Here is a 15,215-nt window from a genome sequence, read left to right as displayed (position 1 = left end):
CACCCACTCCAAAGCCCGATTTTTTTTTCAGAGATAACTTATATTTTTCAAATTTATATTTTTTAATTCCTTAAAAAAAATACTATTTTTATTATGAAAGAATTAGAGAACTACCAAACCCAAAAAGATTTGGCACAGGTGCAGCAAAACGCCATAGCCGCCGGCGAGCGTGCCGCGGAACTCCAACAGCGCAGCCAAAGCCGCATACAGGGGTTTATAGACCGCTTGTTTCCTACCTTGCAGCAAAAACACGCCAACAATGTAGCGAAGGAAATTTATAGCAACGAGCTTGCCCTATCGCGGCAGAATAATGAGCATAGCCGCGCCCTGCTACAGCAATATTTAGACAGCAAGTTGCAAGCCGCCGCCGCCGAACTGCGCCACAAACTCAGCCTCTACGAGCTGCGCCAATACGAAGCCCTCCGCCGCGAAGTGCTGGAAGCCATAGAGCGTTGCTACACCGAATTTGACGACTACTTCGCCCGCACCGAAAGTATCAAAAATGAGCGAAATAAGGAGCGTGTGCTCAAAACCTTAGAAAGCATCGCCGACCAAAGCCTCAACCTCCTCGAAAGCAAACTCAACGAAATGGAAGCGATGGTGAATAAAACGCTGCGTTGAGCGAGGCTTTTTGTACCCTTTTTATTATTTTTTTAAACTCTTTTTTTTCAAATACTTTAAACAACCGCTAAATGAATCAACCACATACTTTTGAGGCACTTCTCGAACAACTCCCCCAATTATTAGAAACCCGCCAACAACAACTGTTGCAACTGCGAGCGAGCTTGGAAAAGCTGCGCCAAACACAACTTCCTTCGGGAAGCAAGGCGCAGGGGCAGCAATATGCCGCACAATTTGCAGCCCTACTGCACGATAATTTGTTGCAGCTACACCAGCAGCAGGAGCAAAATATCAGCAATTATCTCGCCCTCGCCGAAGCTATTCTGAAACAAATGCAGGATTTTAAGACGCAATTTGACAAAAACTGGACACAAAGCCTGCATATCCAGAGTGCGAGCTTGCAAGAGCGTAGCCAAAAAACCCTCCTCGAAGCCGCACACCGCTTTTATGAAACCCAACTCGCCGCCCTGCGCCAACACTTGTAACAGTCGGGCATTATATGAACACAGCACCAAAGGGTAAACAAAGTAAAAAATAAACAAATCATTATCAATGTGTTAGAAAAAAATCTGTGATATGCGGCTACAACTTATACAATAAATTTATTATCATTGTAAAAAAATATTTCTTTTTATTGAACCAACTATTTTATGATAGCTCTAACAAACTCCCAACAAACTCCCATTGTTCGCGTAGCCATTTTTATTGACTACGACAATTTTAGCATCAATTTTAAGGAGCATTTTAGCCCCTTCCATGTTACCAAAAGTGTGTGGGCGGCATTAAATGAACTCTTGCTCAAATATTACAAAGAAAATTTTTTGGAGGAGTACGAGCAATTAAAACATGTAGGCACTTGGCTCTGTGTGGCTCCGCACGACAGCACCGAAGGCATTGAAGAAAAACACAATACTTTTGATTATATAGACCGATTGCCGGGCAATATAATGAAATACGGAACGCGGGTATATATTACCTCGCCCGAGGGCAAAAAAGGAACCCGCGAAAAAGGCGTAGATACCGAAATTGTGTGCCAGATGCTGATGGGTGCTTTTCAGGATCATTATGATACAGTTGTTTTGTGCAGCGATGATAACGACTATATCCCTGCGGTAAAGCGCTTGCAAGATGTATTTGGAAAGCCCGTAATTCAGGCGGGTTTTAATTCACGATCCAACTTGCGGGCGATGTGTTATGGGCATATTACATTAGAAGACAAAGAAGATAATTTTTGGCTCTACCTGCGCAATTTATTCTATATATTAGCGGGCGGCGGCGATTTGGAAATGGAAGAAATTGTGGCTATCGCCAAAGCCAATAAGGTGCCTGTGAAAGACAAAAAATTGACTTGGGGAGCTAAATTGAGCGACTATACCAAAGAGTTGGAAAACAAGGCACACATCTATCTCGGCATTGAACTGACGGAGGACATCGAGCCGCCCAAGCACTATATCGGCATTGACCACCACAACGAGCGCGTACATAAAAGAAGTGCACTGGAACAGGTGGCAAAATATTTGGGCATCACCTTAGACCGCCGCCAGCAACTCATCGCCGCCAACGACATGGGCTATATTCCGGCTATGAAAAAACTCAACGCCACCGTCGAAGAAATCGCCGACATTCGCCGCGCCGACCGCGCTGCCCAGGGCATCAGCGAAGCTGACGAGCGAGCAGCCGAAAAAGCCATTGCCACCCACCTCAGCATCAGTCCCAACGGAATGGCAATTATTCGTGCTTTGAGCAATAAATTTGCGCCCATCACCGATGCACTCTACGAACAATACAGCGAACTGCTTATTCATACTGCCGATGAACTCACCTACTACGGCAAGCGAGCGGCAGAATTGGCAAAGGTATATGCCCACCTCATCAAGCAGCGGCAAGCTTATGTGGGTAGTGGCTACTTTGGTATTGCGCGGGGTGTTTTTGCCGAAGCCGACTTATTGCGCATCGTGGAGCACATTGCCGCCGGTTAAAAAATACCGCCGCCGCCAAGCGTGCAAAAGGCTCGACGGCGTTTTTTTCACCATCTATCCTTTAAAAAAATGTATAGCCAACACACCTTTATTTTTCCTTTTAAATGGGAATGTAAAACAAAAAAAACAAACCCATCTTTTTCGGAGCGCACTGATTTGAAATCCTTTCAAAAAGCCCTATTACCTCAAACCGATAGAGCCTTACCTCTTCCCTACTGGGACTCTGAAATTTTTGAAATGAATTCTGCTAATTTTGGAAATTATACTTATTTCTACGATTATGCCCGAAAAGCTCTTTTTTATACCAAAGAAGATAAAGGTATTTTGCGAAAATTCAGCTACAAAATACCACCACACACCCAAAACACCTACGAAATTGTTGTTTGGAAAGAAAAAAACGCCCAAAAAGATACCTATACCTTACAAGTTGAAAAAATAGAACTTTTTGCCTACGGCAGTGGAGTGGCAATACTCGTGTTTTTTCTCAAAAATAACGATTACAGTACTCCCGAAGACATTTTACGCATCAACGAATTTGGTAGGCGTATTTATCCGCAATATACAATAGAGGGAGGAATACAAGCCACAAAAGCCAATTTTTTGGCAGATAGCATCACCTTGAAAATAGGCGAAAAAGTATTAAGTGACTGTTTTGAAGCAGCATATCATTTAGATAAATTTAAACTAAATACTCAAATGCCTTTGCGATTGCCGCATTTTATTATGGGTATTTTGGGCGAAAAATTCAAGGAGCAGGGTAAATTATTATATCAAGGAGAGATTGCCATATCACCCATTATAGATGACAGAATGTTTGTGGTTGCGGTGTATCGTGAAGATGGCTATGCGTGTGAATTGGGGATTTTTGATGATAATGAAAATGCCTACCGTTATGCCAGCAGCGATTTTTGGTATAAATATGTATTTGTGGACAAACAAAGCCCAAGCATCAGAAACCGCTTGATGAAAAACACCGAACTTGAAAAAGCCACCTATGCCCGCTGGGTGGAAGACAAGCAACTTTACGGCATCAGCCGCTATTCGTTTATGGTACTCACGAATCGTAGCAACGACTGGCTACCTGATGTAGTAAATCGCATTTATTTTCCGTTTATATTATTGTGTTTGGTGCAACGCGCTTCTGTTTTGAGGTTTTCGGGGGAGGCAGCATTGGCTTTGAGTGAAAAGAATGATGATAGCAAAAACACCCGTGTTAAACAGGTTTATGAAGAGTATATACATTTTATCAATCAAATTTATTTTAGGGAAATAACGGCGCAGGAGCAAGGCATAGAGCTATACGATAAATTGCAAGAGGTGATGCGTATAGAAAAACACGCCCAAGATTTAGACCGCGAAATAGCCGAGTTTCACCAATATCTGAGCAACCACGAAGCCCTCCGACTGACACAACTGGCAACTTGGTTTTTGCCCGCCACTTTGATTTTTTCCATTGCCGGAATGAACCACTTGCGCGAGGTAGATGCTTCGCAGGGTTTATATTCTCTTTTTTATTGGGATTTTTGGATACCTACTATCCTGAGCATTTTACTAACGGTTTGCGTTTGGCTTTGGTTTAAATATAAAAAACCTAGTTAGTCGAGTTCGGAGATACCCACCCTGTAAAAAAAACTGCTTATTTCTGTACAAAAAAATTCATATAAAATACGGGGGTTTTATTTATTCATTTTTTTAACAACCAAAAATTAAAATCTTATGAATTCAAATTTCAAATTGTCGTTTAAGTTGAAGCAACACAGTCCGCTGATACACTTTCAGCACGAGCAGACAGGAGCCACTCTCCGAGCCACCGAACTAAAACCGAAATTGGACAGATTTATTTTGGAGGAAATGGGGGGCAAAGAAAAAATACCCAAAGCGTGGTTTATCAGAGATACGGAGGCACTGAATTATAAGGTGCGAGTGGAGGCGGAGAACGCAGAAGAACAATTTTTTATATGCAGTGGCACCACTAAAAAAATTGAAAGGAATAAAGAAATTTTGAAAAATAAATTAGGTAAACAAGTTGAGTATTTGCAAGAAACCCAATACTTCGCTGATAATCAATTTTTGACTAAAGAAAAAATAACTGAAACTAAACTTGGAGTAATGCACAGCAGTATCAGCGTTCATATTTTTTCTTTTCATCTTGACTTATTAGAGGTTTTAAAAAAAGACAACCAATTGTTGCTCAAAAAATTCTTTGCCTCTGAAAATTTTGGCACAAGGCAGAGCAAGGGTTTTGGGTGCTTTCAAGCAGCAGAAATAAAAGAGCAAGAGTTGATAGAGTTGTGGAAAACAATACCCCAAATAAAGGGTATATTTTTTAGAAAATTCGGCAACAAAGATCTCAAGGACAATCTGCTGCAAACAATAGCAAAAGATTATTCCCTACTTAAAAGAGGATACAACGGTGAGGAATCTAAATTGTACGAGTATATGTTGTGTAAACCAAAAAAAATAATTTGGGAAAAAACAATCATACAAAAATATTTAAAGTTAGCAACGCAAAATCCTAAGAAGACGGATGCCTGCCCTGAGCCGAATGAAAACTACAAATATGTGCGGGCTTTGTTGGGGCTGGCAGAGCATTTTGAATTTAAAGAATTAAAATTAATTGTAAAAATTAAAGATACCTCAGACGATAAGATAGACCGCTTCAGGTCGCCATTGCGCTATGTGATTTTTGGAAGTAGTATTTTTCTATTGGTTTATGACATTCCTGCAATATTACATACCAAAAAAGACGGAACGGCAAGGAAATTTAAGTTTTCCTTTGAAGGTCGGGAAGGAGCATTTTGTCTTGAAATCCCCAGAGATTTCAATCTTGTAGATTTTATTGAAAAAAAAGCTAATTATGGCAAAAATCTAAAACAAAACAAATCTCAATAATAAAATATGTCACACTACCTCGCCCTCACCATAGGTCCCATCTATAAAACCCTGCTCAAAGCGCACAGCACCCGCGAAATATGGATGTCGAGCTATTTTTTCTCGGTACTGATGGAGTACCTATATGCCGAAGCCAAAAAGTACGGCGATATTATACTGCCCACGCCCCCCACTCAAGCCCCTGCCGATGGTGCGGGCATCTATCCCGATAGGCTCTTGATGATACTAGACGAAAAGCACACGGGCATCAACGCTCGTACAGACATCATCGATCCCGCCTTAAACAAATTGAGCAAGGATATTGATATTTCTTTGCAACACCTGAAAAGCTATGTGCAAATACACCCAATAATATTGAGCGAAGAGCAGTTGAAAAGCATAGATTTTAAAGAAAAAAGCCCTATCCACCGCCTCAATCACCTACTCGACTGTGCCGAACTCAACCCCCACTACGCCCGCAGTGCCGATGCTGCCATAGACGACCTTTTTAATTGGAAAATGGCTGAGGCACTCAACAAAAAAGCATACGGAGTAGGCAGAAAAGGCTTCCCCTCTATCCTTGAAATATCGGCACAGGCGAAATATAATGAATTAGATGCCCCTTTGAAAAAATTATTGAACAGAGATGCTGAAGATGAATTACTAAACATTTGGATAGCCACCCTGCCCACCCACAGTAAATACATCGCTATTTTGCGTGCCGATGGTGATAATTTAGGACAATATATCGGCTCTTTAGGGGAAGATATAAGAGCCATAAAAAATTTATCCCAAAAAATTTCCGACTATTCGGTAGGGCTGTCAGAGGAGATTAACAAGTTTGGTGCTAAGTGCATCTACATCGGTGGCGACGACCTGCTCTGTTTTGCACCCCTGCGCAACCACGAAGGAAAAACTGTGTTTGAACTGATTGATACTATTAACAAAAACTCTCATCAATCTTTTAATGATATAAACGAAAACAACAAAAATAAGCTATCGCTCTCCTTTGGCTTGTCTATCACCTACTACAAATATCCGATGAACGAGGCATTACAGTTGTCTTACTCCTTGCTTTTTGAGAAAGCCAAAAAGGTGTCGGGCAAAAACGCCCTTGCATATCAAGTGCTGCAACACAGCGGGCAAGTGCGCGATATTGAATTGAGTATGGAAAAAGAATTTAGGCATTTCATAAAGCTACTCGACAACTACAAAGACAAGGAACTCCTGCAATCTGTTATCCACAAATTTATGGAAGACGAGGTTACCATCGATGCTTGTTTGAATAGCGAACACCGCCGAACTCGCCTCACCGCTTATTTTGATAATCATTATTTGATGTCAGATAAAATGAAACAAGAACAGGAGGTTTTTGTAGCCGCTGCCCGCGACCTCACCCTGGAACTACACCAAAAGACAGAAAAAAATACCCGCACTTCATTGCAAGTGAATACCATTTTACGAACCCTAAAATTTTTAAAAAATGACGAAGCAATACCTGTTCAAAATTAAACCCTTAGACCGCTATTTTTTTGGTACAGAAAATCGCCGTATGCGGGCTATGAACGAAGAAGAAAAAGAAGCCGAAACCGCCAATTACTTTTTGCACTCCTCTCCTTTTCCTTCGCCTACTACGCTGCTGGGCAGTTTGCGCTACTTTTTTTTAAAAAATGTAGCAGCAGCAGCCGTTTTTAAAGACAATAAAATACAAGATAAAGACCAGGCAGCAGCACTCATCGGGGCAAAGAGTTTTAACCTTAATCAGGAAAATTCCTTCGGAGCGATTCAATCGGTGTCGGAGGTTTTTCTGCTCAATGCGCAGGGAGAAGCATTTTTTTGTGCTGCCTTTTGATGCTTGGAACCATTCATTTGGTTTGAAGCAAATAGACGGCACGGCTATTTACTACCTCAAAGGCTACAACAGCAAGGAACATTATGAGCCACTTTATGGTTCGCAACAAGGAAAAACAGTTGAACACGACAAAATTTTTAAAGAAGCTATCCAGATAGGTAATTTTGCTGCCAATAAAAACCAGCAAGGGGAGGAGGGCTTTTTTAAAACACAATATTATACCTTGGCAAAAGAATGGGCTTTTGGGATAGTGATGAAAACCACAGCAAGCATCGACGATCTCTCCAAAAAGTATTACTTACACATCGGTGGCGACCGCAAATTATTTGAAATAACAGTCACTGAGGCTACCATTGAAAAACCCGACTATCAGGCATACAGCCACCCGAACCTGCATAAATTACTGCTATTGTCGGATACCTTGCTGCCCAAAACAGAGACACAGCCCGCCGCCGACTTTGCCATTGCTTCAACTGCCGAATTCAGGCATTTGCGCAGTAGTATAGAACAAACCCAAAACTACTACAATCGCACCAAACGGGGTGATGCACAGGCTAACCTACAGCCTACCAAAACGCTATACACCGTGCTGCAAAGGGGTTCTGTTTTTTATTTTTCTGAACAAAAAAACTGTGAAGCATTTGCACAATTTTTGAATTTCAATAAGCTGCCTACAGTAGGCTTTAACCGATACATCATCATTTCACCTTCTCAAAAAAACAATTAAAAATTAATCTCTTATGAAATATCATTTTTTCGTATTACGCAGCCTCACCAATATGCATGTGGGCAGTGGTCAATCTTCTTATGGCATTGTGGATAATATTGTGCAGCGCGACCCTCTCACCAACTATCCCATAATTCACAGTTCCAGTATCAAAGGTGCTTTTCGCGTTTGGGCAGAAGCACAAAAAGTAAAGGAAGCAGACATTAACACCATTTTTGGCAATAAAAATAACGGCAACGACGATACCTCCTCCCGTCAACCGGGTTCGCATATTTTTTTCCCTGCCCGCTTACTCAGTTATCCTATGCGCAGCAATATGGCGCACTATTTCAACGTTACTAGCACCGAAATTTTGAAGGAGCTAAACGAAGATTTGCAGCGTTTTAAAGTTGATTTGAATCATATCAAAATACAAACAGATGTAAGCGTAGAAAAAAACAAGCCCATTACAGATGATATCTCCCTGCAAGGTGCTAATATAGAATCGCATCTTATTGTATTACAGCAACAGCAACACAATATCAGCGCAGCCGATATATTGGGCAATAAATTGGTATTGATGCACTCCGATAATTTTAAAGAAATTGTGTCGCGCTTGCCCATTATTTCGCGCAACCACTTAGAAAATGGTATGAGCAAAAACCTCTTTTATGAAGAAGTAGTGCCGCGCCAGAGCTATTTTGGCTTTTTTATAGCGGCAGAACAACTGCACGATATATTCAAAAGCAACGAGCCTATTCAGATAGGAGCAAATGCCACCGTTGGCTATGGTTTCTGCGAACTTAAACAAATTTCTTCACCTCAAAACTCCCAAGCATAACTTATGGACACACGAATCAACGATTTTATTCCTACAGCCATAAAATTATTGGAGGAAGCCGCCAAGCCCAATAACAGTTTGTACGGTATTTATGAAGGAAACGAAATCAAAGGCATTTACGAGAGCTACCTCTCGCAGTTTGGTCCCATGGCGATACAACTCGGTATGCGCAGCACCTTCGCCGTTTATTACAACAATGAAAACAAAGGCGATGGTAACCGAAAGTACATCTTGGAATTGATATACAAAGTAGTATCGTCTAAAACCAGCTATAATCATTGGATTAGAGACATTTTATGCAGCGAACCCAACTTTGCCAAAGAAGAAGAAATATTAGATGCTTCGGTGGCACTCAAAAGAGCCATACGTACCTTTTCTCTCACCTCAAAAAACGATAACTTATGAACACAAACACAAACATCGGCTGGTACTACTACCGCGAATATTTCAACTTAACGAATCTAGATAAAGTTATTATAGATGAAGCGGTAGCTAACTTTGAAAAAAAGAATAAGAATATTACAAACACTCCTTTTGTAGTAGAACCACTTTACAAAGCGAGCAAAGGCTTAATCCTGCTTCGTATGGAAACCACCTACCCTGGCTTGTTGATGGGTGCAGGCTACGCCCACGAAATAAAAGCAGAGGGCGAACTAAAACTCGGACTTAGTTTTGACCACACTACGGGCTTACCCTACCTGCCCGGCAGCAGCGTAAAGGGTATTTTGCGCTCCGCCTTCCCAAAATGGGATAGCGACCCCACTACCCCCGAAAACATCAAACGAGCAAAAAATGAATATATCTATGACTATTTACAAGGGCAAGAAGCCAATTCTGAGCAAAAAAAGCAACAAGTTATTGCTTGGGAACAGTATATTTTTGAAGGAAAAATTTTGAAGCAAAACAACAAAGACAAAGCAATACAAGTGCCTTTGTATGAACGCTTTATTTTTTTAGATGCTTATTTAGAACAGGGCGATGCGGCGGGTAAAATATTGGGTACTGATGCCATTACACCGCATATTCACAAAGACAAAAGCTACGAAGAAGCACTCTTGAAAAATCCTGTACCAGTGGCTTTTTTAAAAATACTACCCGAAGTGATAATTTGCTTTCCGTTTCAAATACCCGAAACGATACCGAAAGAGTTGGAACTTGATGAAGCAAAAATCAGAAATTTGTTTATTAATATCCTCAAAGACTTCGGCGTAGGCGCAAAAACCAATGTAGGTTATGGAAATTTGAAAGATCTGGATGAATCAAAAAAAAATGAAACTACTACTATTCAGCATCGCAAACAAGAGCAAAACCCGAGTATATCAGAGCGTCTAAAAGCACCATCACTGCCACTGTCGGGTAGTCTCTAATGTGCTGCAAAAAAATGGAGTACTGCCTTTTGCGAAATACTTCATCTTTTTTATAAAAAGTGATAGATTAATCCTTCATTTTCTGGGCATCTTCCAAAAATTTCGCCAATCCGATGTCTGTAAGCGGGTGTTTGAGCAAGCCCATAATAGAATCCAAAGGACAAGTAACCACATCAGCACCTACTTCAAAAGAACGAATAATATGAAGCGGGTTGCGAATGGAAGCTGCCAAAATTTCGGTGGCGATGCCGTGAGTGGTATAAATACCCGCAATTTGCTCAATGAGTTGTACGCCGTCCCAGTTGCTGTCGTCAATGCGCCCGATAAAAGGCGACACATAAGTAACCTCGCTTTGGCAGCCAAAATAGCCTGTCCTGCCGAGAAAACAAGCGTACAATTGGTGCGTATGCCCTGCTCCGTAAAAATAGCGAATCGCCTTGATGCCGTCTTTAATCATCGGCACTTTTACGACAATATTATCCGCAATTTCGGCGAGTGTTTCACCTTCGCGCACGATGCCTTCGTAGTCGGTGGCGAGTACTTCTGCACTTACATCGCCGTCACCGAGCAAGTCGGCAATGGTTTTGTAGTGTTGCAATACGGCGCGTTCACCTTTGATGCCCTCTTTCGCCATCAGCGAAGGGTTGGTAGTTACGCCGTCCAAAATACCTAAATCCAGTGCTTGTCGGATATGCGCCACATTGGCAGTATCAATAAAAAATTTCATGAAAAAAATGTTATTTATATGTTAAATTTTACAGGTATATTTTTATTATTCAGCAAATATTTGATTTTTAAAAATACTTAAAATCGTGGCGATACTGAATTTTTAATAAAGTATAATACATCAGTTTAATGGTGTTTTCAATATCATCGCGGTGCGCCATTTCTACGGTGGTGTGCATGTAGCGCAAAGGCAGCGACAACAAAGCCGACACTACACCTTTTCCGCTGTATGCAATAGCATCGGTATCTGTGCCGGTACTCCGCGAAACTGCTTCTCGCTGAAAAGGCAGATTTTGTTCCTGAGCCGTTTCGATGATTAAATTCAACAATTTATTATGTACTGCCGGAGCATACGCCAGCATAGTCCCTTTGCCGCAGGCAAAATCGCCCTTTTCGGTTTTGCTAATCATCGGAGTAGTAGTATCGTGCGCCACATCGGTGACAAGTGCCACATCGGGTTGCAGGTATTGAGCGATCATTTGTGCTCCGCGCAAGCCCACTTCTTCCTGCACCGAATTTACGACATAGAGGCTGTAAGGCAATTTTATCTTGTTTTCGTGCAAAAGCCGCGCCACTTGCGCAATCATAAAGCCGCCAATGCGGTTGTCCACAGCCCTGCCGCAAAAATACCTGCCGCCGTTGAGTTCGGTGAGTTCATCTTGATAAGTGACCACGCAGCCAATATGTACGCCCAAATCTTCCACTTCCTGCCGCGAGTCGCAGCCGCAATCAATGGTGAGGTTGCTCACTTTGGGGCTTTCTTCTTTGGCGGCATCGCGCAAATGAATGGCAGATAACCAAAAACCCCCTCTACTTTTCCTTTGGGCGTATGAATAAACACCCGTTTGGAGGGTGCAATCTGATGATCCATACCGCCATTGCGCAGCACATATATCAAACCATTGTCGCTGATATAATGCACCATCCACGAAATTTCGTCAGCATGTGCTTCTATCACCACTTTATAGTCGTTGTCGGGGTTGATAATGCCGTAAGCAGTACCATAAGCATCGCAGTGTTGCTTTTGCGTATAGCGTTGCATATAATTCAACCAAATTTGCTGCCCTTTCGCCTCGTGGCTGGTAGGCGAAGGATTGTTGAGATATTCGTATAAAAACCGCCGTGCGGCTTCGTCAAAAAATGACAGATTTTTTTTCATCTGAAATTAAAATATAAAAATACAAAGGTAAAGATATGCAAATTAAAGCATAGATTTTGAATTTTAAAAAGCGAAAAGGATTTATTGATATATAAAATAAGCGGCACAGTGATTATTTTGTGTTTTTTAAAAATAATATAAATCTGTGCTTTTAAAGTTAAAATAAAAAATATATCTTTGCGCTCCGAAATTCAGTTACCTGTTCATCAGTTTGGAACTGAAACGTTTATTTATTAAACAATTTTAAAAAAAAAACAATTTTTTATGCGGTTAAATTACGTCTTCAAAGACACGGAAGAAAAAGAAAACCTTTTATCACATTGTAGCCGCCGATGCGCGTTCCCCCCCGCGATGGTGCTTTTATTGAGCGTGTAGGCTATTACAACCCTAACACACAGCCCGCTACTATTGAATTAGATGTAGATGCTGCTTTGCGTTGGTTGCAAATGGCGCACAGCCCACCGATACCGTACAGGCTATTTTGTCTTATACAGGTGTGTTGTACAAAAAACACTTGCAACGTGGTGTGAGCAAAGGTGCTTTGACACAAGAGCAAGCCGATGCCAATTTTTCAAAATTCATCGCCGACAGAAGTGCAAAAATCCAAAACCGTATCCAAACGCTCAAAGATAGCCGTCAGCAGCAATTGGGCAAACAAGATGCTGCCGAAGTAGAAAAACGCAACCAAAGAGCCGCCGAAGCCAAAAAAGCTTTGGAAGTAGCTGCTGCGCCGGTTGAAGAACCTGCCGCTAATATTTTGGAAGTAGCTGCTGCGCCGATTGAAGAACCTGCCGCTGATATTGTTGCCGATACCCCTGCCGAAGAAAGCAGTGCTGCGGAATAGTAGCATTTGGGGATAAAAACAAAATTGTAGTTTTTTTTTCTATAAAAGGAGGCTTCGCTGAATTTCCTGGCGAAGCCTCCTTTTTAACTCTTCTTTCGTTCCACGCCAAGCAGAGCGCAAGTGCATAGCCCGCCGCCGCCAACATCAAAAACGGCAACGCTACATAATCTTGTTGGTAATAAGCCGCCGCCAATGCTGCCAACAATAGCAGCAGCATTGAATATTCTCCTTTATATGCAATAAAAGTACGGTACTGTAAAAACGTAGCCTGTGCTATCACTGCTTTTGGGGTGCGCAAAAGGCGTTTTGATGCCGCGCCAACCCTGCCATACCGCACCCGTATTGTACCACGACAGCCCCAAAAACATCACCGAAAACATCACAAACAAACTCAAAAAAGAACGGCGCGGCTGTGGGTCGCAGCGATACATTTGTGCATAACAAAAGGCATAGAGCAAAGTAGTGACGCTAAAAAAAGAACTAAATTGTAAAATGGGAGCAATGGCAGGTACGAGCGGTTTTAAAAATACCAGCAAAATATTGCATATTGTGAGCAGCCACAGCACTGCAAACAAAGTGCTCCCGCCCAAATGCAAAGTACCTTGTATTTTGTTTTGCCAAGACACTTGTTTATTTTTCCAGAGCGAAGGCAACAATTTCACAAAGTTTTCCGCACCTCCTTTGTTCCAGCGAAATTGCTGCGAACGCAGCGCACTCAATTCGCGGGTAGTTCGGCGGCTACCTGAATATCGGGAACATACCGCATTTGCCAGCCCTGCAACTGAGCGCGATAGCTCAAATCTAAATCTTCGGCGAGGGTATCGCTACTCCAATTGCCGGCTGCGACGATACAACTTTTGCGCCACATACCGGCAGTGCCATTAAAATTAATAAAATGCCCTGCCTCCTGTCTGCCGCTTTGTTCCAAAGTAAAGCAGGCATCTAAGGCAAAGGCAAAACCCGGGGGAGCCACGAAGCAGAGCCATGAGATGCGACCAACGCGTTTGAGCATACCCAATTGCGGGTACTGCTGAAAATAAGGCACAAAGCGCAGCCAATCAGAGCAGGTATAAAATCAGCATCAAAAATAGCGATGAGTTCGCCCTGTGCCGCAGGCAACGCGCCGCCCGCAATGCTCCCGCTTTAAATCCTTTGCGGTGAGGGTGCAGGTGCTCCGGCACAAAACCTCTTTGTAGGAGTTGTGCCGCCTGTTGAGTGCAAAGAGCAGTAGTAAAAATGTCGGTGGAGTCGTCTAAAATTTGGATATGCAGTTTTTCTTTTGGATAATCAAAAGCAGCGATATGTTGCAGGAGTCGTGTCGCCAAAGCACCTTCGTTGTAAATCGGCAATTGAATGGTAATATGCGGCAAAGCTCAGCAAAGGGGGGAGGGAGAAGAAACAGAGGCAGTGCGCGAATAAAATGGCGGGTTAAATGCAATAAAGATAAAGAGTAGATGAAAAATATCATCAAACAGCACACATATAATATAACAACGCCAAGAGCAATTATCATTATCCACATAAAAAAAACAAAGGAACAATATTTTTGATGATGATTAAAAACTATCGGCAGGCTATCTTAAATAATAAATTTTATAAGATTCTGTTACGGCAATGTTAAAACAATCTCTTAGCTTTGTAAAACAATTGTGCGGTTTTTTGAATAAATTTTTATTAAACAATATAAATATGCAAAATCTATTGATAATAAATATAAAACAAATAGTGTTGTTTTTTGTGTGGGCTGCTGGATAAGGTACCTCCATTGCGCAGGCACAATGTTGCGGGGTGAGTAATCAGCATAAAAAACGCTCGGTGTGCCTTGAAAACGACAGCACCAAAGCGGCGTTTATCACCGAACTCAACCAATACGATATGATTGTGGAAGCCACCGTAATTGCCGAAAGCGATACGATTTATCTGAACACCGAAGGCTACGATATATATTATAATCCCGAACGCCCTTATATTTTGCAAACTTTAAAGATACCGTTTATTCAAAGGAAATATAAGCAGCGATACCTTACAAATTTTGACACTTTACAATGGAGCAACGCTGGCAGATAAAAAATTGGGTAAAATGAATCAAAGAAGTTCGGGATCTAAGCAAGTATTTGGATATAAAACAGGCGATACGGAATTTTTATGCTGTATAATACAGAAGAAAACAAAAGCGTATTGCGGCAGGCTCTACACGGGCGCACGGATAAGGTAAAAGAAGGTATAGATATTAACACCTGCTTTGGTCA

At 41.8% G+C, this 15,215-nt stretch carries 16 protein-coding genes and 3 pseudogenes; 13 read left to right on the top strand and 6 right to left on the bottom strand.

All coding sequences use genetic code 11. The features are described 5' to 3' along the window. The first annotated feature begins 93 nt into the window (after positions 1-93). The 11 genes from IPL35_12775 to cmr6 all read left to right on the top strand — a co-directional run bounded on the left by IPL35_12775 (position 94) and on the right by cmr6 (position 10,237). On the top strand, positions 94-621 hold the full coding sequence (locus IPL35_12775) for a hypothetical protein (GenBank protein ID MBK8444225.1): 528 nt from the start codon (positions 94-96) through the stop codon (positions 619-621). 71 nt (positions 622-692) lie between these two features. Then, the gene (locus tag IPL35_12770; GenBank protein MBK8444224.1) at positions 693-1,106 is read left to right on the top strand and encodes a hypothetical protein; all 414 of its coding nucleotides are present in this window, start codon (positions 693-695) and stop codon (positions 1,104-1,106) included. Between the two features lie 165 nt (positions 1,107-1,271). After that, positions 1,272-2,600 (top strand): NYN domain-containing protein, encoded by a 1,329-nt coding sequence (locus IPL35_12765; protein ID MBK8444223.1) that lies wholly within the window; start codon positions 1,272-1,274, stop codon positions 2,598-2,600. A gap of 69 nt (positions 2,601-2,669) precedes the next feature. Beyond that, positions 2,670-4,199, top strand: coding sequence for a hypothetical protein (locus tag IPL35_12760; protein ID MBK8444222.1), 1,530 nt, complete (start codon positions 2,670-2,672; stop codon positions 4,197-4,199). Between the two features lie 252 nt (positions 4,200-4,451). Further along, complete coding sequence (locus IPL35_12755; protein ID MBK8444221.1) at positions 4,452-5,492, top strand: hypothetical protein; 1,041 nt, start codon at positions 4,452-4,454, stop codon at positions 5,490-5,492. Positions 5,493-5,498: 6 nt separating this feature from the next. Further along, on the top strand, positions 5,499-6,983 hold the full coding sequence (cas10, locus tag IPL35_12750; protein ID MBK8444220.1) for a type III-B CRISPR-associated protein Cas10/Cmr2: 1,485 nt from the start codon (positions 5,499-5,501) through the stop codon (positions 6,981-6,983). Then, positions 6,955-7,323 (top strand): hypothetical protein, encoded by a 369-nt coding sequence (locus tag IPL35_12745; GenBank protein ID MBK8444219.1) that lies wholly within the window; start codon positions 6,955-6,957, stop codon positions 7,321-7,323. Before cas10 ends, IPL35_12745 begins: the two co-directional genes overlap by 29 nt. Beyond that, positions 7,310-8,050, top strand: coding sequence for a hypothetical protein (locus IPL35_12740; protein ID MBK8444218.1), 741 nt, complete (start codon positions 7,310-7,312; stop codon positions 8,048-8,050). The genes IPL35_12745 and IPL35_12740 overlap by 14 nt, the downstream gene beginning before the upstream one ends. 13 nt (positions 8,051-8,063) lie before the next feature. Further along, on the top strand, positions 8,064-8,870 hold the full coding sequence (gene cmr4 / locus IPL35_12735) for a type III-B CRISPR module RAMP protein Cmr4 (GenBank protein MBK8444217.1): 807 nt from the start codon (positions 8,064-8,066) through the stop codon (positions 8,868-8,870). A gap of 3 nt (positions 8,871-8,873) precedes the next feature. Beyond that, the gene (locus IPL35_12730) at positions 8,874-9,275 is read left to right on the top strand and encodes a hypothetical protein (protein ID MBK8444216.1); all 402 of its coding nucleotides are present in this window, start codon (positions 8,874-8,876) and stop codon (positions 9,273-9,275) included. Further along, on the top strand, positions 9,272-10,237 hold the full coding sequence (cmr6, locus tag IPL35_12725) for a type III-B CRISPR module RAMP protein Cmr6 (GenBank protein MBK8444215.1): 966 nt from the start codon (positions 9,272-9,274) through the stop codon (positions 10,235-10,237). The genes IPL35_12730 and cmr6 overlap by 4 nt, the downstream gene beginning before the upstream one ends. Before the next feature lie 67 nt (positions 10,238-10,304). On the opposite strand, the pseudogene fsa reads toward cmr6, so the two are convergent. Continuing rightward, positions 10,305-10,964, bottom strand: a pseudogene (gene fsa / locus IPL35_12720) (fructose-6-phosphate aldolase). Between the two features lie 67 nt (positions 10,965-11,031). Continuing rightward, positions 11,032-12,122: pseudogene (locus IPL35_12715) on the bottom strand (M20/M25/M40 family metallo-hydrolase). 332 nt (positions 12,123-12,454) lie between these two features. Here IPL35_12715 and rpsP point away from each other — a divergent pair. After that, a pseudogene (gene rpsP, locus IPL35_12710) lies at positions 12,455-12,966 on the top strand (30S ribosomal protein S16). Here rpsP and IPL35_12705 read toward each other — a convergent pair. From IPL35_12705 to IPL35_12690, 4 genes are read right to left on the bottom strand one after another with little or no spacing between them, the layout of a single operon-like run. Continuing rightward, entirely contained in the window at positions 12,872-13,183 is a 312-nt protein-coding gene (locus IPL35_12705; protein MBK8444214.1) for a hypothetical protein, read from the bottom strand. The pseudogene rpsP and the gene IPL35_12705 overlap by 95 nt on opposite strands. Positions 13,184-13,196: 13 nt before the next feature. After that, positions 13,197-13,685, bottom strand: coding sequence for a hypothetical protein (locus IPL35_12700; GenBank protein MBK8444213.1), 489 nt, complete (start codon positions 13,683-13,685; stop codon positions 13,197-13,199). After that, positions 13,682-13,978 (bottom strand): hypothetical protein, encoded by a 297-nt coding sequence (locus IPL35_12695; protein ID MBK8444212.1) that lies wholly within the window; start codon positions 13,976-13,978, stop codon positions 13,682-13,684. Before IPL35_12695 ends, IPL35_12700 begins: the two co-directional genes overlap by 4 nt. Before the next feature lie 46 nt (positions 13,979-14,024). Beyond that, on the bottom strand, positions 14,025-14,336 hold the full coding sequence (locus IPL35_12690; protein MBK8444211.1) for a hypothetical protein: 312 nt from the start codon (positions 14,334-14,336) through the stop codon (positions 14,025-14,027). Between the two features lie 418 nt (positions 14,337-14,754). Between IPL35_12690 and IPL35_12685 the strand changes: the two genes are divergently transcribed. Next, entirely contained in the window at positions 14,755-15,033 is a 279-nt protein-coding gene (locus tag IPL35_12685) for a hypothetical protein (protein ID MBK8444210.1), read from the top strand. The last annotated feature ends 182 nt before the right edge of the window (positions 15,034-15,215 follow it).

Source organism: Sphingobacteriales bacterium (assembly GCA_016711285.1).
Lineage (GTDB): Bacteria > Bacteroidota > Bacteroidia > Chitinophagales > UBA2359 > JADJTG01.
The sequence above is the reverse complement of the archived record's forward strand: the minus strand, read 5'-3'. Positions and strand labels throughout refer to the sequence as shown.

Coding starts and splice junctions, on each gene's coding strand:
- IPL35_12775 (MBK8444225.1), top strand. CDS start 94: ATGAAAGAATTAGAGAACTACCAAACCCAAAAAGATTTGGCACAGGTG.
- IPL35_12770 (MBK8444224.1), top strand. CDS start 693: ATGAATCAACCACATACTTTTGAGGCACTTCTCGAACAACTCCCCCAA.
- IPL35_12765 (MBK8444223.1), top strand. CDS start 1,272: ATGATAGCTCTAACAAACTCCCAACAAACTCCCATTGTTCGCGTAGCC.
- IPL35_12760 (MBK8444222.1), top strand. CDS start 2,670: ATGTATAGCCAACACACCTTTATTTTTCCTTTTAAATGGGAATGTAAA.
- IPL35_12755 (MBK8444221.1), top strand. CDS start 4,452: ATGGGGGGCAAAGAAAAAATACCCAAAGCGTGGTTTATCAGAGATACG.
- cas10 (MBK8444220.1), top strand. CDS start 5,499: ATGTCACACTACCTCGCCCTCACCATAGGTCCCATCTATAAAACCCTG.
- IPL35_12745 (MBK8444219.1), top strand. CDS start 6,955: ATGACGAAGCAATACCTGTTCAAAATTAAACCCTTAGACCGCTATTTT.
- cmr4 (MBK8444217.1), top strand. CDS start 8,064: ATGAAATATCATTTTTTCGTATTACGCAGCCTCACCAATATGCATGTG.
- IPL35_12730 (MBK8444216.1), top strand. CDS start 8,874: ATGGACACACGAATCAACGATTTTATTCCTACAGCCATAAAATTATTG.
- cmr6 (MBK8444215.1), top strand. CDS start 9,272: ATGAACACAAACACAAACATCGGCTGGTACTACTACCGCGAATATTTC.
- IPL35_12705 (MBK8444214.1), bottom strand. CDS start 13,183: ATGCTGCTGCTATTGTTGGCAGCATTGGCGGCGGCTTATTACCAACAA.
- IPL35_12695 (MBK8444212.1), bottom strand. CDS start 13,978: ATGCTCAAACGCGTTGGTCGCATCTCATGGCTCTGCTTCGTGGCTCCC.